The sequence below is a fragment of the Agrobacterium sp. 10T429 genome (assembly GCF_056393925.1).
Genome location: NZ_JBFTGV010000003.1, coordinates 180217 through 204824 on the forward strand (window position 1 = coordinate 180217; position 24608 = coordinate 204824).

Here is a 24608-nt window from a genome sequence, read left to right on the forward strand (position 1 = left end):
GCAGAGCGAATGCTCAGGCTCGCGTCTGTAACCGCACGCCAATCGCGGGATGAGTTTCGCTGTTCTGCGTGGCTTTCGCCGGAAGGCACAGTTTTCCGGCGGCGAAATACAGCAGGAACGAACCGATCTGGAATGGGAAGATGATATCGATCTCCACGAAGGAGCGGACGACGAACAGCGCGCAGATGGCAAAGAGAATGACGCCCTGCGGATCGCGCTGGCGCATCAGGACCGAGCGCAGATGGCCGAGCAGCGTTCCGTAAAGCACCATGCCGAGCAGAACCATGCCGACGATGCCATTCTCCACCACCGTCTCGATATAGGTGTTGTGAAAATGGAAGCCGCTGCGTCCGGTAATGAAGAAGTCGTTCCACAGGCGCTCGGCATCGGCAAAACCCACCACCCAGAACCCCTGGTAACCAACGCCGAGGATCGGTGTCTGCTTTGCCGCTTCGATGCCCTGCTGCCAGAGATAGGTGCGTCCTGTCAGTGTCGAATCCTTGCCGAAAAGGCCGAGAATGGCATCAAGCAAGCCGAACTGCAGGGACGCGACCACCAGCAATATGCCAATACCGCCGAGTGCGAAAAAGGTCATCTTGCGGTTGGCGGGTGAAAGCATGCCAATCGGGATGAAACCGATGATGAGGGCGACCACCGCCGCCGTGGTAATGGTGGATGTGGCCGATTGCGAAGCAATTAGGCTATAGGCCGATAGGAGCCCGGTGATGCCCGCGATCGGCAGCCAGATACCCCTTTGCTTGAGGATCAGCACGGATGAGACAGCGAAAATGACGCCGAGCGAGGCGTAAAAGCCAAGCTGGTTCTTCGATGAGAAAGCCCCGACAAAACTGTAGGTTCCATCAAGCGCATCGAAAAGGTGGACACCGAACAGCAGCGAATAGAGCAGAATGACGGTGATGCCGATCAACGCCCCACGCGTCAGCGTGCGGATGGACACCACCCGCATGGCGATAAGTGCACAGACGATATGCGTCATATACTGGATGGAAGCGCGCATTGTGACCGATGCTGCCTCCGACCAGAAGCTCGACAGCACGGTCAGGATGCCGAAGGCGAATATCCACAGATAGCGCGGATAGTTACCCAGCACGCGCCGGTAATTGACCACTACAAGGGGCAGCCACATGCCATAATAGGCCAGAATCGAGATTTGCCCGAAACGCGACGAATAGGCGAAAACGAAGAATGACAGCGCAATCGCCGCCATTCCGTAGACCTCATTGCGTTCGGGATCGATCAGTGCCGATTTGGCGATCCGCATGAAAACCTCACTGCATCAGGATTTCGGACGAGACCTTGATGACGTCGCCTGGCTGAAGCATGGCGTTTTCATCCACCTTCACTTCCTTCGGCTTGCCGTTTTCCTCACGCACCACGACGTAGCTGATTGTCGCGGATTTTCCCGACGGATCGAAACGGATCGCCTCAGCCGATTGTGCGAGCGCCTCCGACATCAATTCCCGGCTTGTACCCAGTTGCAGATTGAGCTTGTCGAGTTCCGCTTCCGTGTCCTGCAATTCCTTGGAGCGCTGTGCCACCCAGTCATTGCGCAGGTTGATTTCATCCTGGGTCGCCTTGTTGATATCCTGCTTGGCACGCAATGACTGCGTGTCGATATCAAGCAGTGCGGCTTCCACCTCCGCTGCACGTTCTTCCGCGGAAATACGCCGTTGCGATAGTGCAAGGCCCTGCTCGTTCAGCCGGTTGACGCGGTCTCGGTCCTCATTGGCAAGCTCGAGCTGACGGTTTTGCGTTTCCGATTTCTTTTTCAGCGATTCGACTTCGCTTTCCAGAAGCGCATGCAGATCCGTCAGTGCCTTGAGCTGCAAAGTGTAACGCTCGGTGCGCGATTTCATCAGCGCACTTTCGCTGGCGAGAAGCGCGTCGATCTCGGCAATCTTTTCCATCTCCGGCGTCTTGGCGATGACCGTGTCACCCTTGACCTCGGCGATCAACCGCGCCTGACGGGCAAGCAGCCTTGCGCGCTGGTTGTCGTAAACGGCTGCGTCGCCGCGGGCATTTATGAAGTCGCGGGCAAAACGCTGCCCGGCATCGGAGCGCCGCAACCCGCCGGCAAGGCTTACGGCCTTCAACACCGTGAGATTGGCAGCATAGGGATATTCGCCTGGCGTCTGTACATCTCCGCTGAGGAAGATCGGCCGGAACTGGGCAATTTCGACAGAAGCCGACGGCAGGTTGCGAAGGGCGAACTTGCTCTGAAGCTGGGCTCCAATCGCCTCACCGACCTCTGCGGACGTCTTCCCCGCCACATCCAGCTGGCCGATGAAGGGCAGCGACAGCGCGCCGGATGGGCCGACGGAATAATCGCCGTTGATGACATCCCAGTTGCGGATGCTGCCATCGGCCGGCTGCCATTCGGCAACGCGGATGCGCAGCTTGTCGGCGGTGCCAAGCTTGTATTGAGCGCCTTCCGCAGCCATTGCGGAAAGCGGCGCTCCAAATGCGACGGATGCGACAAGCAGAAGGGCGGAGAAAGTGCGTCCGGCGGTTCTTTTTGCAAGCGGACGGCTAGCGACGGCAATAGGACCGTTCATCGGGAAACTCCCTGTTTGCGGATCGCCGCGCGGGCGATCAGGCGATAGAGCAGCCGGACGGTGCCGGCTGCACAGCGCCGCAAAAAAGCGGCCATTATGATTTGCACCAATGACGCACCCAAAGACCGGACTTGGGATCCCGGTCAGGGTGCGTGGCAAAACAAAGATCGATAAAGCCAAACTCAATATCGGTTTTCAGTAGCTTCCGCGTGAAAGGCACACGGCGGGAATGGTCTTGACGATGATGAAGACGTCCTGTCGCATCGACCAGTTCTGCACATATTGCGTGTCGAAAGCCACGCGGGTCTTGTAGCTTACGTCATTGCGGCCGCTGATCTGCCAAAGGCCGGTCAGGCCCGGACGGGTGCTGAGGTAATAGGCGGCATCGCTTTCGTAGTAGCTCAGCTCCTCGTCGACGACGGGGCGCGGGCCAACGACGCTCATTTCGCCGCGGATGATGTTGAGAAGCTGCGGCAGCTCATCAAGGCTGAGCTTTCGCAGCACGGCACCAACTGCGGTTACGCGCGGATCATTCTTGAGTTTGCGGGTCGCACGCCATTCCTCGGCAGCCTCCGGATTGGCGGCAAGATATTGCCGCAACATTTCATCACCGTTCATCGCCATCGTCCTGAATTTCAGGCAATGGAAATAGCGGCCATTATGTCCCACACGCCGGTGCCCATAAAAGATCGGGCCGGGATCGGACAATTTCACCAGTGCGGCGATCAACAGAAAAATCGGGCTGAAGATGAGCAGCGCAAGCAGGGCCGATGTCATATCGAAGCTGCGTTTTGCGATGCCCCCGATAGGGAAACTGACATCGAAGTCTTCGGAACTGCTGAGTGTCTGTTCAGCCGATTGGGTCGCGGACTTCATAGAGAGAACTCCATTTATGTTTTGCGATTGGTCGGTGCCCGGAGGCGTGTCTTTCCGTCTAAAAGAGATAACAAGTCTGTGTTCTGAATTTGATGCTAATGGATTTTTTGTAAGGCACATTGCCCCTGACCGTCTATGCGATTTCTTGCGAGAGCGGCCGATCAACGTCAGGGCAATATTAACGGTTGCATAAAAAAGCAACAAATGTGCCGGCGGCCATGTGTTGAGAGCATGGGTGCCGCTCCCGCATGTATTGCGTTTTCGACAACAGATAGTCTTTTCTTATATGTTTCTTGTGACTTAATCAGGTGAGACAGGAACGCCAAGAACAGCCATGCGTCAGGAAGAATATTAAATTTTTTTGCAGCGCAGCAAGATTGTGGCAATGCATATAAAATTTGACATATTAACCGGGATTTTTTTGCCGGCACGCCAACTTCGCCAAGAAAAAGCGATGGAAAAATTGCAAAAGCGGCGCAAAAGCGGCAAAATAATGGCAGGAACCCGTATCAAAGTTCGGTCGGCTCGTAGAAAATCTCTCCGGCTGGACCATATTATCTCCGGCTGCAACGGTCCGACCACCATTCCGGCGTGACTTTACGCGAAAGCCATAGAATCAGAAGGTGGGTGGTGTGCAGGCGCTGATGACCTCGCACGGCACTGGACCAACGCAACGGAAGCGGTGCGGCCTGCGGCTTTCGAAATAATAGGCATCCCCCGGACCGAGAACCCGCCGCTCCTCGTCGACCGTCACCTCCAGACGCCCGGAGAGGATGATACCACCCTCTTCTCCATCGTGGACCAGTGGCACCTTGCCGGTATCGGCACCCGGCTGGTAACATTCCTTCAAGATTTGCAGGCTGCGGCCGAAAACATTTTCGCCCACCTGCCGGAAGGATATCGGTCCTTTGCCGATTTCGACAAGTTCATCCGCGCGGTAAAATGCCTTGCGGCTGGTCTCCGGCTCGTAGGCGAAAAATTCGGCAAGGCCGATCGGTATACCGTCGAGAATGCGCTTCAGCGCGCCGACGGACGGGTTGGAGGTGTTGGATTCGATCAAGGAAATCGTCGAATTGGTAACGCCAGCACGTCTTGCCAGTTCACGCTGGGAAATATTGTGACGCAGCCGCAAATGGCGCAAACGCCCGCCTATATCCACCGACATGCGTGATCCCCCGTTGCCGTTGTTCGAAATATCGAAAACTACCTTTCCCGCCTATAACATTTTCAATGGCTTGGCCACAGCGAGAAAAGGGCTTGTTCAGCCCGGAAAATAGCTTTCAATCACCGGCACCGAACAGGAGAACCGTTATGGACAACCCCAACCGATCCAACTCCACCTCACTCGACAGCTACTGGATGCCATTTACCGCCAACCGGCAGTTCAAGGCCAATCCCCGCCTGCTGACGAGCGCGGAGGGCATGTATTACACCAGCAATGACGGTCGTCAGGTTCTCGACGGTACAGCTGGCCTGTGGTGCGTCAATGTCGGCCATGGCCGCCACCAGATTGCATCCGCCGTCAAACACCAGCTTTCGACCATGGATTATGCGCCCTCGTTTCAGATGGGCCATCCCGTCGCCTTCGAATTCGCCGAGCGGCTGGCGGAAATCGCGCCTGGCCCGGAAGGCGCGAAGCTCGACCGCGTGTTCTACACCGGCTCGGGTTCTGAATCAGTCGATACGGCGCTGAAGATTGCGATCGCCTATCAGCGCGCCATCGGTCAGGGCACCCGCAGCCGTCTGATCGGCCGTGAGCGCGGTTATCACGGCGTCGGTTTCGGCGGCATCTCCGTTGGCGGCCTTGTCAACAACCGCCGTGTTTTTCCGCAAATCCCGGCCGACCACCTGCGTCATACCCACGATTTGGCGAAAAACAGCTTCGTAAAGGGCCAGCCCGAGCATGGTGCCGAACTGGCAGACGATCTGGAACGGCTGGTTGCTCTGCATGGGGCCGAAACAATCGCGGCCTGTATCGTTGAACCGGTTGCCGGCTCCACCGGCGTGCTGGTGCCGCCGAAGGGTTATCTGGAGCGCCTGCGGGCCATCTGCGACAAGCACGGCATTCTGTTGATCTTCGATGAGGTTATCACCGGTTTCGGCCGTATGGGCTCGTCCTTTGCCAGCAACTACTTCGGCGTGACGCCTGACATCGTTACCACCGCCAAGGGGCTGACCAACGGCGCAATCCCGATGGGTGCGGTTTTTACCAGCCGCAAGGTGCACGATGCGTTGATGCATGGGCCTGACAACCAGATAGAGCTGTTCCACGGCTATACCTATTCCGGACATCCGGTTGCCTGCGCCGCCGGCATCGCCACGCTCAACATCTACCGCGACGAAGGGCTCTTTACCCGCGCGGCAGAAATGCAGGATGTCTGGCACGACGCCATCCATTCGCTGAAGGGCCTGCCCAATGTCATCGACATCCGCACCATCGGCTTCATCGCCGGCATCGAGCTGCAATCGCGTGATGGAGCTATCGGCGCACGCGCCTATGACGTTTTCGTGGATTGCTTCGAGCGCGGTCTGCTCATTCGCGTCACGGGCGATATCATTGCCCTTTCGCCGCCGCTTATCGCCGAAAAATCCCATTTCGACGATATCGTCTCGATCTTGGGCGACGCGCTGAAAAGAGCGGATTAAAAGTATAAATCTCTAATAAATAAAAGGCTGCAATTTCTATTGCAGCCTTTTTTTGCATTTATCAAGACCGCAACAAAAATAGATCATTTCTTAAGCATATTCTATTAATTTCCCGTAGTATAACCAACCGAGCGGGAATGGCCTCATGGCGTCGATTCAGAAAAAAATTATATTTGCAAGCATTGCAATCTTTTCCATCACCGGAAGCGCGGCGGGGGTCGGTATCTGGGCGACGAATACGCTCAATCGCAATAGTACGGATGTATCGCGGTCCGCCGAGATACTTCACAATCATATGCGTGCCGACATGATGCACGATGCGCTGCGCTCAGACGTGCTGGCAGCCATTCTTTCCACGAATGATACGATGGGCCTGTCGTTCGACGCGGTAAAGGCCGACCTTGCCGAACATGAAGCCACTTTCCTTGAAGCATTGAAGCTAAACAAGGCGCTTACCGAAGGTACGAACGCCAAAGCCGTTATTGAGAGCGTTGAAAAACCGCTTCAGTCCTATCTTGAAAGCGCCAAAACGGTGGTTGGCCTCGTCAACGCCGATCCGGGCGCGGCGACAAAAATGATTCCGGACTTCATGCGCCAGTTCACCACTCTCGAAACCGCGATGGAAACGGCGAGCGAACAGATCGACGCGCTTTCCGAAGCAACTGTCGCGGAAAGCCAGGAGACGAAGGCGGTAATCGAGCTCGTATTAGAAGGGCTGCTGGTTCTGGCGACACTCTTCTGCGTAGGCCTCTTTATCCTCACCCGCAAAACGGTAACGGGTCCAATCCTGCGCCTGTCGAAGACGATGGAAATCCTTGCCAGCGGCGACACGTCACAACCTCCTTCCGGCATGGACCGGAAGGATGAGATCGGCTCCATGTCCGGCGCGGTCGAAATATTCCGGCAGGCGGCGATTGCCAATCGGGCGCTCGAAGAACAGGCCGCAGCAGCCAGACTGCAGGCAGAAGCCGATCAGGCGGCGGCGCGACAGCAAGCGGAGGACGATGCGTCAGAGCGGCTGCGCATCGCCACTTCCGGTCTTGCGACAGGACTGAAGCGGCTGGCATCGGGCGATCTGGCCTTTCAGCTCGATCAGGCCTTTGCCCCTCAATTCGAGGCCTTGCGTCACGATTTCAACAGCTCAGTGCGTCAACTCGGCGAAACGCTGTTCGCCATTTCCGATGGCATCAGCACCATTGACGGCAGCAGCCGGGAAATCGCCGCAGGTGCCGGCGATCTTTCCCGCCGCACGGAAAATCAGGCAGCGTCTCTGGAACAGACAGCAGCAGCTCTCGATGAAATCACGGTCAATGTTTCAAACGCCAACAAGCGTGCCGCCGAAGCGCGGCTCGCCGCCACCGATGCCAACCACAGCGCACTGAAATCTGTGGAGGTTGTCAGCCATGCCGAAGAGGCGATGCGCCGCATCGAAACCTCGTCCCGGCAGATCACCGGCATCGTCGGCGCCATAGACGAGATCGCCTTCCAGACAAATCTTCTGGCGTTGAATGCAGGCGTGGAAGCCGCGCGTGCCGGTGAAGCCGGCAAGGGATTTGCGGTAGTGGCGCAGGAAGTTCGCGATCTCGCCCAGCGCGCAGCAAAGGCCGCAAGCGAAATCCGCGATCATATCCGGCAATCCTCGACGGAAGTGGAAAGCGGCGTGAAACTGGTTCTCGACACCGGCACGGCGCTGAAGGAGATCGGCGAGCGTATCGCCGGCATCGATCGCCATATGAACGCCATCGCCACATCGGCGACCGAACAATCGACCGGTCTTGCCGAAATCAACGCGGCGGTAAACTCCATGGATCACGCCACCCAGCAAAATGCTGCCATGGTGGAACAATCCACCGCGGCTTCTGCAATGCTCGCCGCCGAAACGGCAAAGCTGCGCTCGCTTGTATCGCGGTTCCGTCTGGAAATGGAAAGTGCCGGTAGCCGCGACGTTACCCGTCGCGTGGCCTGAGGTCGCTGCCGCAGATCGCGCCGGCAGCAGCATTATCGAAGCGCTGTAATTGCGCCTTCATTCATTAGCCATTTCCAGCCGCCCACTCAGGCGGCTGGAAATTTCGTCTATCAATAGGTCTGCATTGGTTGCGACAGGCCGTCGCCGACCACGCCGCCGCCATACTGCGCCACGGGCACGCCCGCCTGCCCGATAGGAACACCCTGCTGTGCCGGCCCGAGCGCCGTCACCACAATCGGCGTACCATCAGGCACACGGTTATAGAGGTCGACAATATCCTGGTTCAGCAGACGCACGCAGCCGGAGGAAACCGACTTGCCGATCGTCCACCATTCCGGCGAGCCGTGCAGACGGTAGATCGTGTCCTTGCCGTCCTTGAAGATATAAAGTGCACGCGCACCGAGCGGGTTCTTGAGGCCTGGCTCCATGCCGCCATTGCGGCCGCTATAGGGTTCCAGCTCAGGCTGGCGGGCAATCATCTCGTCGGGCGGCGTCCAGCGCGGCCATTGACGCTTGTACTGGATAACGCCGCGTCCGGCCCATTCGAAGCCCGCGCGGCCGAGACCGACGCCATAACGCATGGCCTGGTTGTTCTCGTAGGTGAGATAAAGGAAATGGTTGGCGGTATCGACCACAATGATACCGGGACGCTCACCGGTGGGGTTTTCCACCATTTGCCGCAGGAACTGGCGCGGGATCCGCTTGTAGGGAATTTCCGGCAACGGAAACTGCTCGTCGGGCTTCGGACCGTACATCAAGGCATACATCGGGTCGTCGGCCGGGGCTGTTGGCCGCGTGGCCTCACGCGAGGTGGTGTTACAGCCTGCAAGGCCGGCCAGCGCCAATCCGCCCGCTCCAAGCAGGAAACCTCGCCGGGTCGTTGTCGTGTCGTTCAATTGAAAAACCTCATCTGCGTCATCTTGCGCTGGCAAAGGGATCTGCCAGCGCCGCCTCGGGGCGGCTTATAGGGTACTTCGTGCCGGAGACCTGCGATGCCATGGCCTTTGCGCCACTGGATTTCAGGATGGCACGGAAGCTTGGGTGCATGCCGCCGTCTACATACGCGCTGACCGGGGCAGAAGTTCCCTCGTTCATCGCGGCGGCAAATTTCTGTTGCTCTTCGGCCATTTTCGACGCCACCAAGGGGTCCGGCTGGTTTATCGCAGGTGGGCAGGCCGCCAGCGGATCGGCAGGCTCACCGCCGGCAAATTCGCTGTTAAAAACGTATCGCCGGCCACAAACGGAAACCTTTGGCTGGCGGCGCGTCACCTCGAAATAGTCATAGCCTTCCTTGAGCGTCTTCCAGAAGGGCATATTGGGATCGTCCCGATTCGCCACCATGTTTCGGGCGCTCATGCGGAAGGGATAGGCCTGAACCTGAAAGCGGTCCTGCCCGCCCTGCAGCGCGCGCGCCACGACCGCATAAATCTCGCCGACCTGTTGATCGGTCATCGCGTAACAGCCCGACGAAGAACAGGCGCCATGCACCATCAACGCTTCGCCGGTGTAACCAAGCGCCGATTCCAGCCGGTTGGGATAGCCGAGATTGAAGGAGACGTAATATTGCGAATTGGGGTTCAGCATGCCTGCGGAGACATGATAAAACCCTTCCGGCGCCTGCCGGTCGCCCGTCTTCGTCTTCGGGCCAAGTTTTCCGGACCAGCGGCACATGGGATAGGTCTTGAGCAGCGCATAATTACCGGTCTTGTCGATCTTCCAGACCTCAAGCTCGCTTTCCTGCTTGAAAATGCGAACGAGAACCGGGCTTTCCGGGCGCATGCTCTTGGCAGACATCTGCGCCATCATCTTGGATGACAGCTTCGGCGGGTCCTTTTTGACGCTGTCGAGACCCATGGAGGTGCACGCGGCGAGACCGCTGCCGATCGCGACGACCGCAGCTATTCTCATTCCCGCTTTTACCCTGCGCCGCAGCCCCGCACTTGCGAAGTTCAGCAATGCATTCATACCCATGGATCGTTCTGCCCGCCCGATTTGCCCGCCTTTGTGGCAGAGGCTTAACTAGCGAAGGTGGCCATATGGCGGCAACCTCCCGCAAGGACAAAGTCTCGTGAACAGACGTTACCCATTCGTTAATCATACGCACACAAGCCTGTGATGGAACTGCCGTTACCGAAGAAGCCCCTGCCCGCCATCGATCCATACCGGCGTTCCGGTGATATGGCGCGACTGGTCAGATGCCAGAAAACCGATCAATGCAGCAACATCCTCGCTCGTCCCTGCAACCCCGCCGGTGACCGGAATGTCACCCGCCGGGAAACGGACTGGCACTTCGGTCCTGTCGCGCCCGCGTATGTCGGTATTTTCGTCAATCGCCGTTTCAATTTCGCCCGGACACACCGCGTTGACACGGATGCGATGACGCCCGAGCTCCAGCGCCAGTTGCTGGGCCATGGCAAGCTGCCCGGCCTTCGTCACCGAATAGGCGGTAGCGCCCGGCGAGTTGAAAGTGCGTGTGCCGTTGATGGAAGAGACGATGATGATGGAGCCGCCACCTGCCGCCTTCAGATGCGGCACACTGGCATGGATAGTTAGATAGGTGCCGCGCAGGTTGATGCGGATCGTATCGTCCCACTCCGAAGGCGTCAGCTCGTCAATCGGCGCCCAGACGCCGTTGACGCCCGCATTGGCCACTACGACATCCAGACGGCCGAAAGCATCGGCAAGCTCTGCGACGGAGTGTCGCATAGCTGCCTCTTCCGCCACATCGGCGACGAGGACCTTAGAAGCGCCAGATAAGGCGGAAATCTCATTTTCCACTGCCTGCAATTCAGATTCGGTACGGCCGAGAAGGCCTACGGAAAAGCCTTTCGCAGCCAGATGAAGGGCAGCAGCCCGGCCGATGCCGGAGCCAGCGCCGGTGACGAGGGCGACTTTACCATTGGCCAAGGTCACAGCCCTCCTTTTCTCGACGCGATCGAGGTGACCGTTGCCGAGACGGGGTCGCTCGCCGGAAAACTGTCTTCCAGCCCCTCTTCCAGTTCCTCTTCAAGAATGTCACGATCCTTCGATGTGCGGGCGCTCGCCTGACCGTGCGGGGCTTCATCCTGCGCCGTGCCGAGAGCGGAAAACTGCGACGGCGCATCGGCGCCTTGACGCGTTCCGAATGCCGTCAGCTGAACCATCACCGCGCTCGCGCGTTTGATGGCCTCCGCATCGTCGATGCCATCAAGACCGTCGGCAAGGCGGACCGAGACCTGATCGCCGTCGCTGCCGACAAATTCCACGGAAATCACTCCGTTATCCCGTTTTACATAGGTCGTAGAAAGTTGCATGACATGCCCTCCGATTTGAAAAAGCATCGGCGTAACCCGATGCGACAACACACTGAAACCTGAATTCACAACGATGGCAGAGCAGAAGGGGTTCCAGATGGATCAGGCCTTGGGCCCGGAAATGCAGGAGCGCTTCTTTCAGCGCGATCCCGTTGACGTTGCCCGCGCCCTCATCGGCGTGGAATTCCGCGTTGGCAATACCGGCGGCATCATCGTGGAAACCGAAGCCTATCATCCTGATGATCCGGCATCCCATAGTTTCAATGGGCAGACCCCGCGCACCAAGGCGATGTTCGGCCCGGCCGGCCATCTCTATGTCTACCGCTCCTACGGCATTCACTGGTGCGCAAACTTCGTATGCGCTCCGGGCTCCGCCGTGCTTCTGCGCGCCATCGAACCCCTCACCGGCATAGACATGATGAAACTGCGGCGAGGAACTGACAAACTGAAACTGTTATGTTCCGGCCCCGGCAGGCTTTGTCAGGCCTTGGCCATTACCGGAGAAATGGACGGAGCAGCGCTGGACCGCCCGCCGTTTTTCCTCCGCCTGCCAAAGGAGGCCGCTGCCGTTACCAGCGGCAGACGCATCGGCATAAGCCGCGCGCAGGATTATCCGTGGCGCTTCGGACTTGAAGGCTCGGCCTTCCTCAGCAGGAAATTCGAACAAGCCTGAAACCTACAATACCTTGGGCGGTCCGTCGTTTTCATCTGGATTGGGGTTTGGCGCCTCGTCCGGCAGCCTTTCGGGCTCCGGCTCTTTGACCGGCGGTATATCCGGCTGTGGCGGCACCGGCATTGGCGGGTCTGGATAGGGTTCAACGGGAAGAGTTGGCATTGCAGCTCCTGGATATAAGCGCTTCGTCCAATGCGGAATCGAAATGCGCTTTCATCTGCTGGGACGACGCGAGCGCGCGGCCCCTCCTCAGGCGGCGCAACACCCAATTCGCCCATCGGTCAAATGCCGGTCAGGTCCCTTCGGTTTCATTGCGCCGCCCTGCGGATTGTACAGGGCAAACGCAGGAAAACGCCGGTCAGTTCCGTTTTTTTGGGAAGCTTTTGCGAGTGGTCAGGCGAAACCCAGCGAGCTGCGGGAAATATCGCGGTTTTCGCAATAGTCGCGGGAGTGGGCCTCATGGCCGTGTTCGCGAGCGGTGGAACGGGTCAGTTCCGGGCTGGGTACGTTGAGCAGCGCATCGGCATAGGTACCGGTTGCCTCCACATCATCGATCACAGTCTGTTGTTGCGGCTTTAAAAATTCAAACATCGGTCACCTCCTTCAACACGTCCCCTCAACGCGCTGGCCCAGGTCCTGTTCCAAAAGGCCTGTGCAGCTTCGATTATACACGAGATGACGCTGCCGTATAGGCGATGAAAGACGAACGGCAATCAATTGACGTTCACAAAATGGAATGGAATCAGTGAGCTATGGCGACGAGCTCAGGCTGGACCGACCGATTCCCGCAAGATCAGTTCGACCGGCCACAATTCCTGAACCTCGCGGACGGGACGGCCGCCAACGATCTGCAGAAGCAGGTCTGTAACCCGCATGCCAGCCATGCGCATGGGCGAGCGGGTGGTGGAAAGCGGCGGCATCATGCTTTCCGGAGTGAGGTAAGGAAACACGTCGTCATGGGCGATGACGGACACGTCCTTGCCGATCACCAGTCCCAGCTGGGTTGCCGCGCGATAGACGCCCTGCGCCGTCATCATCGCACCGGCGACGAAGGCGGTCGGGCGCGGCGTCTGCTCCAGCAGCGAGCGGGCGAAACGGAAGGCGGCATCTTCGCTGAAATGCTCGCTCATCATGAGGCGCGGATCAGGCGTGATGCCATGGGTCGCGAGCGCATCACGAAAACCCTGTTCGCGGTCCTGCACGAATGTACGGCCTGTCGGGCCGTTTATCATCGCGATGCGACGGTGGCCACGTTCCAGAAAATGGATTGTCGGACGATACGTCACATCATGATTGTCGATATCGAGCCAGGCGTGCTCGAACGCCGTCTTCGAGCGGCCATGCACGATGAAAGGCACGCCCAGCCGATTGAGCAGCGCGATGCGCTCGTCCTCCGGACGCGGCGAATGCACGATTATGCCATCCACCCGTCCGCTCGACGCCAGCCGGCTGAAAATCGCGAGCTCTTCCTCAATGTTATTGTCGACGGTGACGCTGACGAGAATGTCGGTCTCTTCGCCTTCCAGCCGCGTCGCCATGCCGCCCATGAATTCCGAAAAGAAATGCCCGCCGCCCGAACGGCCCATCACGACACCGATCGCGCCAGCCCTGCCTGTTGCAAGCCTGACCGCGTTGGCATTGGGCCGGTAGCCGTATTTCAGCGCAGCATCCATCACCCGCTGGCGCGTTTCTTCACGCACCTCGGGATAGCCGCCAAGCGCGCGGCTGACGGTGGTGGGCGACAGCCCGACCTTTTCTGCGAATTCCTTGAGCTTCATGTTTTCTGCCAATTTGCTCCTGCATGCGTCGCCGCCGCAGATTTTTCAAGCGGACAAAAATTGAAATCGCTTTCAATTTATTCCCATCTGAAACCTTACAGTTCGCCGTTTCGAAAGGCAAACCCTCCGTAGCAACACCCGAAGATGCCCAATTTCCACGCCATAAGAAAGAGTATTGACAGATTTGTCGGCTTTTGCGAACTTCACACCAGTCAAAAGCGCTTTCAATTTTGAGGATGATTGGAAGCGTCAACGGAGGAGTTTGACAATGAATATTTCCATGAAGACTTTGTTGCTGTGTGGCAGCGTGCTGTCTGCGGCAGTTTCCGCGCAGGCGGCCGAACTTTCCATCGCCGCCAACTCGACCGGCAAGAACATTGCATTTTTCAAGGAGCGGATCGCCGCCTTCGAAAAAGAGACCGGCCACAAGGTCAATCTCGTCACCATGCCGTCATCGTCCAGTGAGCAGTTCAGCCAGTACCGGCTATGGCTTGCTGCGGGTAACAAGGATGTCGACGTCTACCAGACGGACGTGATCTGGGCGCCGCAGCTCTCCGACCAATTCGTGGATCTGACCGAAGCGACGAAGGATGTCATTGGCGATCATTTCCCCTCCATCGTGGCGTCACAGACCGTGGACCGCAAGCTCGTCGCCATGCCGATGTTCACCGATGCACCCGCTCTGTTCTACCGCAAGGACCTTCTGGAAAAATACGGCAAGCAGCCGCCGAAAACCTGGAAGGAACTGGGCGAGACCGCCAAGGAAATTCAGGACAAGGAACGCGAAGGCGGGCAGAAGGACCTCTGGGGCTTCGTCTTCCAGGGCAGCGCCTATGAAGGTCTGACCTGCAACGCGCTGGAATGGATTGCATCCGCCGGTGGCGGCCATATCGTTGAGACCAACGGCGACATCTCCATCAACAACGAGAAAGCCGCAGCCGCGATTGAAGCCGCCAAGGGCTGGGTCGGCACCATCGCGCCGCAGGGCGTGCTTGCCTACAAGGAAGAGGAAGCACGCGGCGTCTGGCAGACCGGCAATTCCGTCTTCATGCGCAACTGGCCCTATGCCTATGCGCTTGGAAACGGTGCCGACAGCGCCATCAAGGGCAAATTCGGCGTCACGCCGTTGCCGGCCGGTGAAGAGGGTGCGGCACCCGCCTCAACGCTCGGCGGCTGGAACCTCGCCGTTTCGAAATATTCCGACGATCAGGAAGCTGCCATCCAACTTGTGAAGTTCCTCGCATCAAAGGATACCCAGAAGATGCGTGCGATCCAGCTTTCCAACATGCCCACGATCGCCTCGCTTTACGACGACAAGGATGTCGCGGACGCACAGCCTTTCATGCCGACATGGAAGCCGATTTTCCAGACCGCCGTTCCACGCCCCTCTGCCTCGGCGAAGGTGAAATACAACGAGGTTTCGGCCAAATTCTGGGGTGCCGTGCACAACACGCTCTCCGGCAACGGCACGGCGGCGGAAAACCTTGAGCTCCTTGAAGTCGAATTGACCGATCTCAAAGGCAACGGCTGGTAATCCGGCCCGTGTGGGAAGCGGTCTCGCCTGAGCGTTTCCCACACCCCAACTGCGAGATATCCCCATGAACGATACCGCCCTTCAAAGACCGGCCGCGGCATCCGGCACCGGCTCCGATCTTCAGTCGGAACGCCTGAAATCCGCATGGCTGTTCCTAGCCCCCACGTTTCTGGTACTTGCGATGGTGGCCGGCTGGCCGCTGGTGCGCACCGTCTGGTTCAGCCTCACCGACGCGTCGCTGACCAATCTCGACGGCGCACAATTCGTTGGCTTCAAGAACTACCTCACCTGGATCACGCTCAGCAGCGGCCGAACCATCTATCGCGGCCTGTTGGCTGATCCCGCCTGGTGGGGCGCGGTTCTGAACACGCTGAAATTCACTATCCTTTCGGTCAGCTTCGAAACCGTTCTCGGCCTTATCGTTGCGCTGGTGCTGAACGCGGAATTCAAGGGACGCGGTCTCGTGCGCGCCGCCATCCTCGTTCCATGGGCCATTCCCACCATCGTTTCGGCGCAGATGTGGGCGTGGATGCTGAACGACCAGTTCGGTATCTTGAACGACCTGTTCCTCAATCTCGGGCTGATCTCCCACAAGATCGCATGGACCGCCAATCCGGACACCGCAATGATCGCCGTTCTTATTGTCGATATCTGGAAGACGACGCCCTTCATGGCGTTGCTCATTCTCGCCGGCCTGCAAATGGTGCCGAAGGACATGTATGAGGCGGCGAAGGTGGACGGTATCCACCCCGTCAAGGTGTTCTTCCGCGTCACCCTGCCAATGATCCGGCCAGCGCTCATGGTTGCCGTCATCTTCCGTATGCTGGATGCGATGCGCGTCTTCGACCTCATCTACATTCTGACGCCGAATAACGCCCAGACCCGCACGATGTCGGTGCTGGCGCGTGAGAACCTGTTCGATTTCGACAAGTTCGCCTATGGCGCAGCCGCTTCCACCATGCTGTTCCTCATCATCGCCTCGATAACAGTCGTTTATATGTGGCTCGGGCGCGTCAACACAGATGGAGCTTCGCGATGACCCTGCCAAGCATCCTGAAAACCACMGCCTTTTATGCGCTGGTCGCCGTCATCATGGTGATTTCGGTATTCCCGTTCTATTACGCGATACTGACCAGCCTGAAATCCGGCTCAGCGCTGTTCCAGGTGAACTACTGGCCGCGTGAATTCTCGCTGACCAATTACAACTTCGTCATCGGCAACGGCACGTTCCTGCGCAATCTCGGCAATTCGCTGTTCGTTGCATCTTCAGTCGTCGTACTGTCGCTGTTCCTTGCGGTAACGGCGTCCTATGCCCTGGCCCGTGTCCGTTTCCGGGGCCGCTCGCTGCTTCTGCTCACCATCCTCTCGGTCTCGATGTTTCCACAGATCGCCGTTCTCGCCGGCCTGTTCGAACTCATCCGCTGGGCTGGCATCTTCAACACGCCGCTCGCGCTGATCTTTTCCTACATGATCTTCACCCTGCCCTTCACTGTCTGGGTGCTGACGACATTCATGCGCGACCTGCCGATCGAAATCGAGGAAGCGGCAATCGTCGATGGCGCAACGCCATGGGTCATCATCACCCAGGTCTTCATGCCGCTGATGTGGCCGGCGCTCGTCACCACAGGGCTCCTCGCCTTCATTGCGGCGTGGAACGAGTTCCTCTTCGCGCTCACCTTCACCTCATCGAACGAACAGCGCACGGTGCCCGTCGCCATCGCACTTCTTTCGGGCGGTTCGCAGTTTGAAATCCCCTGGGGAACGATCATGGCGGCCTCCGTCATCGTCACCGCCCCGCTCGTCGTCCTCGTTCTTATCTTCCAGCGACGCATCATTTCCGGCCTCACCGCCGGCGGCGTCAAAGGCTAGGAGAAAACTTATGACCACCATTCAACTGCGCAATCTTCGCAAATCCTTCGGCGCCTTCGATGTCATCAAGGGCATCGACATGGACATCCGCTCCGGCGAGTTCATGGTTTTCGTCGGCCCTTCCGGTTGCGGCAAGTCCACGCTGCTACGCCTCATCTGCGGGCTCGAGGAAATCACTGGCGGCACGCTCTCCTTTGACGGAGAAGCCGTCAACCGCCTGCCACCCGCCAAGCGTGGCGTCGCCATGGTCTTCCAGTCCTATGCGCTTTATCCGCATATGACCGTATTCGAAAACATGGCCTTCGGCATGAAACTCTCAGGCGCCGACAAGGAGCAGCGCCGCAAGCGTGTAGAGGCGGCAGCGGAAATGCTGCAGCTCACGCCCTATCTGGAACGTCTGCCGAAGCAGCTTTCCGGCGGCCAGCGCCAGCGTGTCGCCATCGGCCGTGCCATCGTGCGTGATCCGAAGGTGTTCCTGTTCGACGAACCGCTCTCCAACCTCGATGCGGCGCTGCGCGTCGCAACCCGTCTCGAAATCGCCAAGCTGCACCGGGAGATGCATGACACGACGATGATCTACGTCACCCATGATCAGGTGGAAGCCATGACGCTCGCCGACCGCATCTGCGTTCTGCGCGATGGCCGCGTCGAACAGATCGGCACGCCGCTCGAGCTTTACGAAAGCCCGGTCAACACCTTCGTTGCCGGCTTCATCGGCTCGCCGAAGATGAACTTCCTTGCCGGCAAATATGCGGAAGTCGAAGGTGCCGCGACCATCGGCATCCGCCCCGAACACCTTGCGATCGGTGCCGGTGAGACCGGCTGGAACGGCGAAATCATCCATTCGGAAATGCTGGGATCGGACAGCTACATCTATGTCGAGATTGGTGCTGGCGAACCCATCGTCGTTCGTGAGGAAGGCGTGACCGACCGCAAGCCGGGAGAAAAAATCGTTCTCGTGCCGGATGCGGCGCAGATCCACCGCTTCGACGCGCAGGGCCAGGCCCTTGCGCGCAATCCCGTGCGCGGCGCCGCCTGAACAATTAACTTTCGCCGGATCACCCAAGCTTCCGGCTTTCACCAAGGAGCAAGAAAATGACCATCAACACCGTTGTATGGGGCGAAAATATCCACGAACACATCAACGAGACGGTGCGTTCGATCTACCCTGATGGTATGCACAACACCATCGCCGATGCGCTGAATACCAACCCTGAGATCAGCGCCACCACCGCCACGCTTCAGGAACCGGAACACGGCCTTTCGCAGGAGCGTCTGGACAAGACCGACGTTCTGGTCTGGTGGGGCCACAAGGACCACGGTGCGGTTCAGGATGAAATCGTCGAGCGCGTTGCCAAGCGTGTCTGGGAAGGCATGGGCCTCATCGTCCTGCATTCCGGCCACTTCTCCAAGCCTTTCAAGCGACTGATGGGTACGCCCTGCGCGCTTAAATGGCGTGAGGCGGGCGAACGCGAACGCCTGTGGACGATCAATCCGCGCCACCCGATCGCAGCCGGCCTGCCCGAGCATTTCGAGCTGGAAAACGAAGAGATGTATGGCGAGCAGTTCTCTGTGCCGGAGCCGCTGGAAACCGTCTTCATCTCTTGGTTCCAGGGCGGCGAAGTCTTCCGTTCTGGCCTCACCTGGCGCCGTGGCGCAGGCAACATCTTCTATTTCCGCCCCGGTCACGAGACTTATCCGACCTATCACGACGCCAATGTACAGAAGGTCATCAGCAATTCGGTGAAATGGGCCTATAATCCGGTCGGCGCGCTGAAAAGCATTCATGACGCCCCCAACGTTCCCGTCGACAAGGCGCTGGAGCCTATCGAAGAACGCGGCCCCAAGCTGCACAAGGCAGGCGAAGCAGGTTACAGGTAAACAGCCATGAGACTTCTCATTCTCGGAACCGGCGGCATGGCTAACAACCATGCCACATATTTCTCGCAAATCCCCGGCGTCGAACTGGTGGCTGCGGTGGATGTGGATGATGTGGTTGTGCGGGGCTTTGCGCTTCGCCACAACATTCCACTCTCCTTTACCTCGCTGGATGACGCGATTGCCTGGGGCGAGTTCGACGCGGCGGCAAACGTCACGCCGGATGCCATCCACCACCCGACCAGCCTCAAGCTTCTGGCGGCGGGCAAACATGTTTTCTGCGAAAAGCCGCTGGCGGAAAACTACGCCAAGGCCGCCGAAATGGCCGATGCCGCAGAAAAAGCAGGCCTTGTTGCCATGGTCAACCTCACTTATCGCAATGTCGCCCCCTTGCAGGCGGCACGCGAAATGGTGCTGGCCGGCAAGATCGGCAAGGTGCGCCATCTGGAAGCCTCCTATCTCCAGAGCTGGCTCGTTTCCAAGGCCTGGGGAGACTGGATGACGGAGAGCAAGTGGCTGTGGCGGCTTTCCACCAAGYACGGCTCAAACGGTGTTCTGGGTGATGTCGGCATCCACATTCTCGACTTCGCCTCCTATGGCGCGGGCAGCGATGTGGAGCGGATCTTCACGCGCCTGAAGACGTTCGACAAATATGAAGGCAACAAGATCGGCGCCTACGATCTCGACGCCAATGACAGCTTCACCATGACCGCCGAGTTGGAAAACGGCGCCATGGGCGTCATTCACGCCAGCCGCTGGGCAACGGGCCATCTCAACGAACTGCGCCTGCGCATCCACGGCGACAAGGGTGCGCTGGAGGTGATCCACACGCCTGACTATTCCAGCCTGCGAGCCTGCATCGGCGACGATGTGGAAAAGGCGATCTGGAAGACAATCGATGTCGACCCGGTGCCGACGAATTACGAAAAATTCGCCAAGGCCGTCATGGAAGGCGGCATTGCTGACCCGGACTTCCGCCACGCCGCGAATTTGCAGAAGGTGCTTGATCTCTCGATCATCGCCGACCGCGAACGGCGGGAGCTGGCCGTCTCTGCTTGAATTGCAAGGGCGCGGCGGCGTAAGCCGCCGCTTCCAATACTGCAGCGTGTACCGTTATCTCCCGTCACCCCGAATCTAGCGCTGCATGACGGAGGTACTACCTCAAACGCCTCGCCTATTCCCCCACAAGAGCACATGCAACTGCGGTAGCACCCGGGCGGAAAACCAACGGTCTTCGCTGACCTTGTCCACCAACCACAACATGCGATCCATGATTCCATCGATATCCACACGCGCGTCGTCGTCATCCGGCGGCGGCGGGGTGTGGTTGCCGGGCTGGAGGTAAATCGGCAAATGCGGGAAACGGGCTGATGCAGCCTTGGCATAAGCATAGTCCGCATCGTCAAACACGACGATCTTCAGCGCCACCTGCGGTCCATCGCCGGCGGCGGCAAGACAGTCTTCAAAGGCCTGCCAGTCGGTTTCCATGCCGCTCGATGGTGGCTTCGGGCTTAGCACCAGATGATCGAGATCGCCAAACCAGTCTTTTGCGATGCTGCCCTGCGTTTCCAGCGCGAACCTATAGCCCTCGCCCTGCCCCTTCGCGATTAGTTGCCCAAGGGGCTGGATGGCGGGATTGCCGCCCGAAAGCGACACCGTCAGCGGCACACCGCCGGAAAGCCGTCGCACCTCCTGCCAGATCGCCTCGACGGACATCGGTTTCCATGTGTCGCGATACTCGCTGTCGACGGCATGCAGCGTATCGCACCAGGAGCAGCGGTAATCGCAGCCGCCAGTGCGAACGAAAACGGTAGGCAGACCAATCAGCAAACCCTCGCCCTGAATGGTCGGGCCGAAGATTTCGCTGATGCGGATCGCTGTTTCCTTCGCTGCAACTTTCTGTGCAGCCGCCGTCATGGCCGGTATTCCGCCCAGGTCTTGGCGGTTTCGCTCACTCGCACGGCGCTGGTCTCTGGCAGGCTCGTCTTGCACCAATCGTAAAAGTGCTTCGCCAGACATTCCGCGGTGACCCGGTCATGGCCGAGAACGTCGTTCAGGTGGCGATGATCGAAATGATCGTCGATGTAGCGCTTCAGCGGCGCGAGTTCGTGGTAATCACGCACGAAACCGTGCTCGTTCAGCTCTTCGCCTGATAGTTCGACCTCAACGATGTAATTATGCCCGTGCAGGCGGGCGCACTGATGGTCGGCGGGCAGGCTTTTCAGTTGGTGAGAGGCGGAGAAATGGAACTCCTTGGTGATGCGAAACATCAACGCACCTCCTGTGCCGTATAAGCATGGGTGGCCGCCACCCAGAAATCCGGGTCCTCATAGTCCGTCGGATCGGTAACACCTGCCAGATGGAAGGCCTCGCGCCGCTCCACGCAGGTGCCGCAACGTCCACAATGGCGAGAGCCGCCCTTGTAACAGGACCAGGTTTCGCCAAATGGGGTGCCGTATTTCACCGCGTCAGTCACAATCGCCGCTTTGGAGACGGTGACATAGGGCGCAAACAAGGTGACGTCTGCGTAGCCTTCCAGCGCATGCGCCTGCATGGCATTAAAGCTGTCGATGAAGCCCGGCCGGCAATCGGGATAGATAAAATGGTCGCCGCCATGCACGGCGATCGCCACCGCATCCGCCTGCTGGGCGGCGGCAAGGCCGAAGGCGATGGTCAGCATGATGGCGTTGCGGTTCGGGACCACCGTGGAGCGCATTGTCTCTTCCGCATAATGTCCGTCCGGCACGTCGATATCGTCCGTCAGCGCGGAACCGGTGAGGTGCGCGCCGATGGTTGTGATGTCTATGAGATGATGCGGCACGCCGAGACGTTTTGCGCAGTCGGCTGCGAAATCCAGCTCCTTCTTGTGGCGCTGGCCGTAATCGAAGGAGACAAGAGCGAGAAGTTCATGTTCCGCCGCGATTTTGTGCGCAAGCGAAACGGAGTCCAATCCGCCGGAGCAGATGACGATGGTTTTCATACGTTGGGATCCCTTGTTTTGACCGGGTGGGCTGCGACCGGATTACGGGGGCGGCTTTAAACCAAAGCGAAGCGATTGTGAAGGGCTTTGCGGAAATAGCGGAAATTCCACGCAATCCACGAAATTGCCCCGCCGCAGCAACAAGACGAAACAATCGCGACATAAGCGGGAAACCGGCTTGATCTAGAACGGATTAAACGTTGCAGTTCTTGAAGGGTGTTGCCGATGACGTCCGGTTCTATGTTCCTCTTTTCGCTAAGCGATCTCAGCTCCATCGGCTCTGGCATTTTGATGGCGTTGGCAGGCACGCTTTATGTCACCCTTACCATTCGTGGGCTGATGGCCACCGTGCGTCATGGATAAGGCACTCGGCAACAGGCGCCCAGGGCTCAGGCGCAATCTTGCAGTCTTACTTTTCATAGCCTCCGCGACGCTCGTCGCCACGATAGGGATCGCCCCGTTCGTCTTCCTGATCTGGATGGTCACGACCGTCGCACGCTGGCTTGGTTTTTTCATCGGCTTTTGAGACACGAAGCTCGCCATGATGCGGCGGAGCGGAAGGAGCCCGGCAAAACGGCAGTGCGCCGGGCTCTTTTTTTCGATAGACCGGGCTCAGCGCAGCAGCGCCTGCGCCTCCTCGATGCCGAGTGCTGCCGGCTGCGTGCAGGTTGTGGTCATCTCGATGAAGCGGCCTTCTTCCCCGGATTTGAGGATGGAGGTCATCACGTCGATACCGTGCAGGGAGCGATCCAGCGAGCAGCGGGCATCGCGGCCTTCAAGGATAGCAATCGCCATATCGGCCAGGCCTGCCGTGCGATAGTTGGCGCGCGGGCCATTCGGGCTTTCCTGGTTGGCAATGCCGAAGGGATGCGCCCAGTCTTCCAGCGGCTGGATATTTTTGTCGCGTCCGCTCGCCTCCACCACACCGCCGAAGAAGTTGGGGTCCGGCACGTAGATCGATCCTTCCGTACCGTAAAGTTCCATATTGGCGTGGCGATGCGACCACACATCCCAGCTGGCCGAAAGTGTGATCGTTGCTCCGTTCACGAATTCCAGAAGCGCATGGATGTTGGTAGGCGTTTCTACCGGGATGATCTCGCCGTTCAGCGGCTGGCTGGTCACCGTTCGGGTGGGGTTGGCCATTGATGTCAGTGCGCCAACGCGCTTGACCGGGCCGATGAGGTTGATGAGGTTCGCCACATAATAGGGGCCAAGATCGAGGATCGGCCCGCCCCCCTTCAGGAAGAAGAAGCCCGGATTGGGGTGCCACATCTCCATGCCGGGGCTCATCACATGGCAGGTGCCGGAGGTGATGCGCCCGACCTTGCCCTCGTCGATATATTGCCGGGCAAGCTGATGCGCGCCGCCAAGGAAAGTATCAGGCGCGCAGCCAACGGAAAGGTTCTTCTCGCGGGCGATGCGCCGCAACTCCTCGCCTTCCTCCAGCGAAAGCACCAGCGGCTTTTCCGAATAGACGTGTTTACCCGCCTCGAGTGCCGCTTTCGACACGGGAAAATGCGCGGCGGGAATGGTGAGGTTCACCACCACGTCGATGTCCTTGTTGGCGAGGAGTTCCTCGATCGACTGCGCCGTGACACCAAATTCTTCTGCCCTCAGTTCCGCCGCATTGCGGTTAAGGTCGGCGCAGGCCAGCACCTTGATGCCCTTGAAGAGCGGTGCCAGCGAAAAGTAAGCAGACGAGATGTTGCCGCACCCGATGATGCCGACGCCCAGTTCCCTTTGCATGATGAAAACTCCGGATTGATGCTCAATAGGTTTTGAAGGATGCGATGGAGCGAGTGATCAGCCGATCGATATCCTTGGGATTGTCGTGTTCGACCACGAAATGTTTCGTGGCGGATTTTGCCCTCAGTGCTGCCACGAGGGCCTTCCAGTCCACCGTGCCGTGGCCGACATCCGCCCAGCCGTCCTCATCCGCATTTTCGCCTGATGGTGCGATGTCCTTCACGTGCACGGCGGTAATGCGCTTGCCGTAGCTTTCGATCCAGGCGAGCGGATCGGCATTGCCTCTGATAATCCAGGCGATATCCGCTTCCCATTTCAGGTCCGGTCCGCCGGCAAAAATCTGCTCCTGCGGGGTGGAGCCGTCCGGGAGCACCTTGAACTCGAAATCGTGGTTGTGCCAGCCGAAGGTCAGCCCGGCATCCACGAATGGCTTACCCGCTTCCTGCAGGCGCTTGCCGAAGGCGAACCAACCAGCCGCGTCCGCCGGGCGCTGGTCGGGCATCAGGTAAGGGCAATAAATCGCTTCCACGCCCAGAACCTTGGCGATGTTCAGAGCCTTTTTCGGATCACCCTCGAGAAGGTCGAGGCCGAAATGGCCGGTCGGCATGGCAAGACCATTGGCATCGAGTTCGGAGCGCAAGCTGTTCAGCCCGGCGTCATCAAGCGAGGCGTACATGGCGCCGTAACCTTCGACCTGTTTGTAACCAGCCGCCGAAAGCTTCTTCAAAATATTGGAAAACGGCTGGAAATTGCGGGCGCTGTAAAGCTGGAAACCGAGTTCTGTCATTATCTC

General features: G+C 58.7%; 27 protein-coding genes. 11 read left to right on the forward strand and 16 right to left on the reverse strand.

Annotated elements, in window-relative coordinates; all coding sequences use genetic code 11:
* Window positions 1–13 precede the first annotated feature (13 nt).
* The 3 genes from AC1DCP_RS10170 to AC1DCP_RS10180 form a co-directional block, all read right to left on the reverse strand.
* A complete protein-coding gene (locus AC1DCP_RS10170) occupies window positions 14–1282 on the reverse strand; it encodes an O-antigen ligase family protein (protein WP_003510903.1) in 1269 nt (422 codons plus the stop codon).
* A 7-nt stretch (window positions 1283–1289) separates the two neighbouring features.
* On the reverse strand, window positions 1290–2576 hold the full coding sequence (locus tag AC1DCP_RS10175) for a polysaccharide biosynthesis/export family protein (RefSeq protein ID WP_013761580.1): 1287 nt from the start codon (window positions 2574–2576) through the stop codon (window positions 1290–1292).
* 195 nt (window positions 2577–2771) lie between these two features.
* On the reverse strand, window positions 2772–3452 hold the full coding sequence (locus AC1DCP_RS10180) for a sugar transferase (RefSeq protein ID WP_003510909.1): 681 nt from the start codon (window positions 3450–3452) through the stop codon (window positions 2772–2774).
* Window positions 3453–3837: 385 nt separating this feature from the next.
* On the opposite strand from AC1DCP_RS10180, the gene AC1DCP_RS10185 reads away from it, so the two are divergent.
* Window positions 3838–4047 carry a hypothetical protein gene (locus AC1DCP_RS10185; RefSeq protein ID WP_141680512.1) on the forward strand — a complete coding sequence of 70 codons (210 nt, stop codon included), beginning with the start codon at window positions 3838–3840 and terminating at the stop codon, window positions 4045–4047.
* A gap of 21 nt (window positions 4048–4068) precedes the next feature.
* On the opposite strand, the gene AC1DCP_RS10190 is transcribed toward AC1DCP_RS10185, so the two are convergent.
* Complete coding sequence (locus AC1DCP_RS10190) at window positions 4069–4617, reverse strand: cupin domain-containing protein (RefSeq protein WP_003510910.1); 549 nt, start codon at window positions 4615–4617, stop codon at window positions 4069–4071.
* 146 nt (window positions 4618–4763) lie between these two features.
* On the opposite strand from AC1DCP_RS10190, the gene aptA reads away from it, so the two are divergent.
* Window positions 4764–6098 carry an omega-aminotransferase AptA gene (gene aptA, locus AC1DCP_RS10195; RefSeq protein ID WP_003510911.1) on the forward strand — a complete coding sequence of 445 codons (1335 nt, stop codon included), beginning with the start codon at window positions 4764–4766 and terminating at the stop codon, window positions 6096–6098.
* A 145-nt stretch (window positions 6099–6243) separates the two neighbouring features.
* The gene (locus tag AC1DCP_RS10200; RefSeq protein ID WP_003510912.1) at window positions 6244–8064 is read left to right on the forward strand and encodes a methyl-accepting chemotaxis protein; all 1821 of its coding nucleotides are present in this window, start codon (window positions 6244–6246) and stop codon (window positions 8062–8064) included.
* A 110-nt stretch (window positions 8065–8174) separates the two neighbouring features.
* Here the strand turns inward: AC1DCP_RS10200 and AC1DCP_RS10205 are convergent, their stop codons facing one another.
* From AC1DCP_RS10205 to AC1DCP_RS10220, 4 genes are all read right to left on the reverse strand, one after another.
* Complete coding sequence (locus AC1DCP_RS10205; RefSeq protein ID WP_013761583.1) at window positions 8175–8960, reverse strand: L,D-transpeptidase; 786 nt, start codon at window positions 8958–8960, stop codon at window positions 8175–8177.
* Between the two features lie 19 nt (window positions 8961–8979).
* The gene (locus tag AC1DCP_RS10210; RefSeq protein WP_013761584.1) at window positions 8980–10035 is read right to left on the reverse strand and encodes a L,D-transpeptidase family protein; all 1056 of its coding nucleotides are present in this window, start codon (window positions 10033–10035) and stop codon (window positions 8980–8982) included.
* 156 nt (window positions 10036–10191) lie between these two features.
* Window positions 10192–10977: an SDR family oxidoreductase gene (locus tag AC1DCP_RS10215; RefSeq protein ID WP_025595662.1), complete on the reverse strand. Its 786-nt coding sequence runs from the start codon at window positions 10975–10977 to the stop codon at window positions 10192–10194.
* Window positions 10974–11357 carry a hypothetical protein gene (locus AC1DCP_RS10220; protein WP_025595660.1) on the reverse strand — a complete coding sequence of 128 codons (384 nt, stop codon included), beginning with the start codon at window positions 11355–11357 and terminating at the stop codon, window positions 10974–10976. The genes AC1DCP_RS10215 and AC1DCP_RS10220 overlap by 4 nt, the downstream gene beginning before the upstream one ends.
* A 97-nt stretch (window positions 11358–11454) precedes the next feature.
* Between AC1DCP_RS10220 and AC1DCP_RS10225 the strand changes: the two genes are divergently transcribed.
* Window positions 11455–12030, forward strand: a complete 576-nt coding sequence (locus AC1DCP_RS10225; protein ID WP_013761587.1) for a DNA-3-methyladenine glycosylase — start codon at window positions 11455–11457, stop codon at window positions 12028–12030.
* A 3-nt stretch (window positions 12031–12033) separates the two neighbouring features.
* Here the strand turns inward: AC1DCP_RS10225 and AC1DCP_RS10230 are convergent, their stop codons facing one another.
* The 3 genes from AC1DCP_RS10230 to AC1DCP_RS10240 form a co-directional block, all read right to left on the reverse strand.
* Complete coding sequence (locus AC1DCP_RS10230; RefSeq protein ID WP_013761588.1) at window positions 12034–12192, reverse strand: hypothetical protein; 159 nt, start codon at window positions 12190–12192, stop codon at window positions 12034–12036.
* 231 nt (window positions 12193–12423) lie between these two features.
* Window positions 12424–12621: a hypothetical protein gene (locus AC1DCP_RS10235; protein ID WP_003510923.1), complete on the reverse strand. Its 198-nt coding sequence runs from the start codon at window positions 12619–12621 to the stop codon at window positions 12424–12426.
* A gap of 173 nt (window positions 12622–12794) precedes the next feature.
* On the reverse strand, window positions 12795–13808 hold the full coding sequence (locus AC1DCP_RS10240) for a substrate-binding domain-containing protein (protein ID WP_003510924.1): 1014 nt from the start codon (window positions 13806–13808) through the stop codon (window positions 12795–12797).
* A 268-nt stretch (window positions 13809–14076) separates the two neighbouring features.
* On the opposite strand from AC1DCP_RS10240, the gene AC1DCP_RS10245 reads away from it, so the two are divergent.
* The 6 genes from AC1DCP_RS10245 to AC1DCP_RS10270 all read left to right on the forward strand — a co-directional run bounded on the left by AC1DCP_RS10245 (window position 14077) and on the right by AC1DCP_RS10270 (window position 20148).
* Window positions 14077–15342 (forward strand): ABC transporter substrate-binding protein, encoded by a 1266-nt coding sequence (locus AC1DCP_RS10245; RefSeq protein ID WP_112959457.1) that lies wholly within the window; start codon window positions 14077–14079, stop codon window positions 15340–15342.
* 64 nt (window positions 15343–15406) lie between these two features.
* Window positions 15407–16381 (forward strand): carbohydrate ABC transporter permease, encoded by a 975-nt coding sequence (locus tag AC1DCP_RS10250; protein WP_112959458.1) that lies wholly within the window; start codon window positions 15407–15409, stop codon window positions 16379–16381.
* Window positions 16378–17211, forward strand: coding sequence for a carbohydrate ABC transporter permease (locus AC1DCP_RS10255; protein WP_003510927.1), 834 nt, complete (start codon window positions 16378–16380; stop codon window positions 17209–17211). Before AC1DCP_RS10250 ends, AC1DCP_RS10255 begins: the two co-directional genes overlap by 4 nt.
* Before the next feature lie 10 nt (window positions 17212–17221).
* On the forward strand, window positions 17222–18250 hold the full coding sequence (locus tag AC1DCP_RS10260; protein ID WP_013761592.1) for an ABC transporter ATP-binding protein: 1029 nt from the start codon (window positions 17222–17224) through the stop codon (window positions 18248–18250).
* Between the two features lie 56 nt (window positions 18251–18306).
* On the forward strand, window positions 18307–19092 hold the full coding sequence (locus tag AC1DCP_RS10265; protein WP_003510932.1) for a ThuA domain-containing protein: 786 nt from the start codon (window positions 18307–18309) through the stop codon (window positions 19090–19092).
* 6 nt (window positions 19093–19098) lie between these two features.
* Window positions 19099–20148: a Gfo/Idh/MocA family protein gene (locus tag AC1DCP_RS10270; protein WP_476774251.1), complete on the forward strand. Its 1050-nt coding sequence runs from the start codon at window positions 19099–19101 to the stop codon at window positions 20146–20148.
* 102 nt (window positions 20149–20250) lie between these two features.
* Here AC1DCP_RS10270 and queE read toward each other — a convergent pair whose 3' ends face one another.
* From queE to queC, 3 genes are read right to left on the reverse strand one after another with little or no spacing between them, the layout of a single operon-like run.
* Window positions 20251–21006 carry a 7-carboxy-7-deazaguanine synthase QueE gene (gene queE / locus AC1DCP_RS10275; RefSeq protein ID WP_111803493.1) on the reverse strand — a complete coding sequence of 252 codons (756 nt, stop codon included), beginning with the start codon at window positions 21004–21006 and terminating at the stop codon, window positions 20251–20253.
* Window positions 21003–21359, reverse strand: coding sequence for a 6-carboxytetrahydropterin synthase QueD (gene queD, locus AC1DCP_RS10280; RefSeq protein ID WP_003510937.1), 357 nt, complete (start codon window positions 21357–21359; stop codon window positions 21003–21005). The genes queE and queD overlap by 4 nt, the downstream gene beginning before the upstream one ends.
* A complete protein-coding gene (queC, locus tag AC1DCP_RS10285) occupies window positions 21359–22069 on the reverse strand; it encodes a 7-cyano-7-deazaguanine synthase QueC (protein WP_476774252.1) in 711 nt (236 codons plus the stop codon). Before queC ends, queD begins: the two co-directional genes overlap by 1 nt.
* A gap of 225 nt (window positions 22070–22294) precedes the next feature.
* Between queC and AC1DCP_RS10290 the strand changes: the two genes are divergently transcribed.
* Window positions 22295–22432 carry a hypothetical protein gene (locus AC1DCP_RS10290; protein WP_174060881.1) on the forward strand — a complete coding sequence of 46 codons (138 nt, stop codon included), beginning with the start codon at window positions 22295–22297 and terminating at the stop codon, window positions 22430–22432.
* A gap of 249 nt (window positions 22433–22681) precedes the next feature.
* On the opposite strand, the gene AC1DCP_RS10295 is transcribed toward AC1DCP_RS10290, so the two are convergent.
* Together AC1DCP_RS10295 and AC1DCP_RS10300 are read right to left on the reverse strand one after the other, a co-directional pair.
* Window positions 22682–23815, reverse strand: a complete 1134-nt coding sequence (locus AC1DCP_RS10295; protein ID WP_003510945.1) for a Gfo/Idh/MocA family protein — start codon at window positions 23813–23815, stop codon at window positions 22682–22684.
* 22 nt (window positions 23816–23837) lie between these two features.
* Window positions 23838–24602, reverse strand: a complete 765-nt coding sequence (locus AC1DCP_RS10300) for a sugar phosphate isomerase/epimerase family protein (RefSeq protein WP_115062669.1) — start codon at window positions 24600–24602, stop codon at window positions 23838–23840.
* Window positions 24603–24608 lie beyond the last annotated feature (6 nt).

Coding starts and splice junctions, on each gene's coding strand:
- AC1DCP_RS10185 (WP_141680512.1), top strand. CDS start 3,838: ATGCATATAAAATTTGACATATTAACCGGGATTTTTTTGCCGGCACGC.
- AC1DCP_RS10300 (WP_115062669.1), bottom strand. CDS start 24,602: ATGACAGAACTCGGTTTCCAGCTTTACAGCGCCCGCAATTTCCAGCCG.
- AC1DCP_RS10250 (WP_112959458.1), top strand. CDS start 15,407: ATGAACGATACCGCCCTTCAAAGACCGGCCGCGGCATCCGGCACCGGC.
- aptA (WP_003510911.1), top strand. CDS start 4,764: ATGGACAACCCCAACCGATCCAACTCCACCTCACTCGACAGCTACTGG.
- AC1DCP_RS10245 (WP_112959457.1), top strand. CDS start 14,077: ATGAATATTTCCATGAAGACTTTGTTGCTGTGTGGCAGCGTGCTGTCT.
- AC1DCP_RS10230 (WP_013761588.1), bottom strand. CDS start 12,192: ATGCCAACTCTTCCCGTTGAACCCTATCCAGACCCGCCAATGCCGGTG.
- AC1DCP_RS10190 (WP_003510910.1), bottom strand. CDS start 4,617: ATGTCGGTGGATATAGGCGGGCGTTTGCGCCATTTGCGGCTGCGTCAC.
- AC1DCP_RS10175 (WP_013761580.1), bottom strand. CDS start 2,576: ATGAACGGTCCTATTGCCGTCGCTAGCCGTCCGCTTGCAAAAAGAACC.
- AC1DCP_RS10225 (WP_013761587.1), top strand. CDS start 11,455: ATGGATCAGGCCTTGGGCCCGGAAATGCAGGAGCGCTTCTTTCAGCGC.
- queD (WP_003510937.1), bottom strand. CDS start 21,359: ATGTTTCGCATCACCAAGGAGTTCCATTTCTCCGCCTCTCACCAACTG.
- queE (WP_111803493.1), bottom strand. CDS start 21,006: ATGACGGCGGCTGCACAGAAAGTTGCAGCGAAGGAAACAGCGATCCGC.
- AC1DCP_RS10180 (WP_003510909.1), bottom strand. CDS start 3,452: ATGAAGTCCGCGACCCAATCGGCTGAACAGACACTCAGCAGTTCCGAA.
- AC1DCP_RS10170 (WP_003510903.1), bottom strand. CDS start 1,282: ATGCGGATCGCCAAATCGGCACTGATCGATCCCGAACGCAATGAGGTC.
- AC1DCP_RS10240 (WP_003510924.1), bottom strand. CDS start 13,808: ATGAAGCTCAAGGAATTCGCAGAAAAGGTCGGGCTGTCGCCCACCACC.
- AC1DCP_RS10235 (WP_003510923.1), bottom strand. CDS start 12,621: ATGTTTGAATTTTTAAAGCCGCAACAACAGACTGTGATCGATGATGTG.
- AC1DCP_RS10295 (WP_003510945.1), bottom strand. CDS start 23,815: ATGCAAAGGGAACTGGGCGTCGGCATCATCGGGTGCGGCAACATCTCG.
- AC1DCP_RS10290 (WP_174060881.1), top strand. CDS start 22,295: ATGACGTCCGGTTCTATGTTCCTCTTTTCGCTAAGCGATCTCAGCTCC.
- AC1DCP_RS10200 (WP_003510912.1), top strand. CDS start 6,244: ATGGCGTCGATTCAGAAAAAAATTATATTTGCAAGCATTGCAATCTTT.
- queC (WP_476774252.1), bottom strand. CDS start 22,069: ATGAAAACCATCGTCATCTGCTCCGGCGGATTGGACTCCGTTTCGCTT.
- AC1DCP_RS10265 (WP_003510932.1), top strand. CDS start 18,307: ATGACCATCAACACCGTTGTATGGGGCGAAAATATCCACGAACACATC.
- AC1DCP_RS10220 (WP_025595660.1), bottom strand. CDS start 11,357: ATGCAACTTTCTACGACCTATGTAAAACGGGATAACGGAGTGATTTCC.
- AC1DCP_RS10260 (WP_013761592.1), top strand. CDS start 17,222: ATGACCACCATTCAACTGCGCAATCTTCGCAAATCCTTCGGCGCCTTC.
- AC1DCP_RS10210 (WP_013761584.1), bottom strand. CDS start 10,035: ATGGGTATGAATGCATTGCTGAACTTCGCAAGTGCGGGGCTGCGGCGC.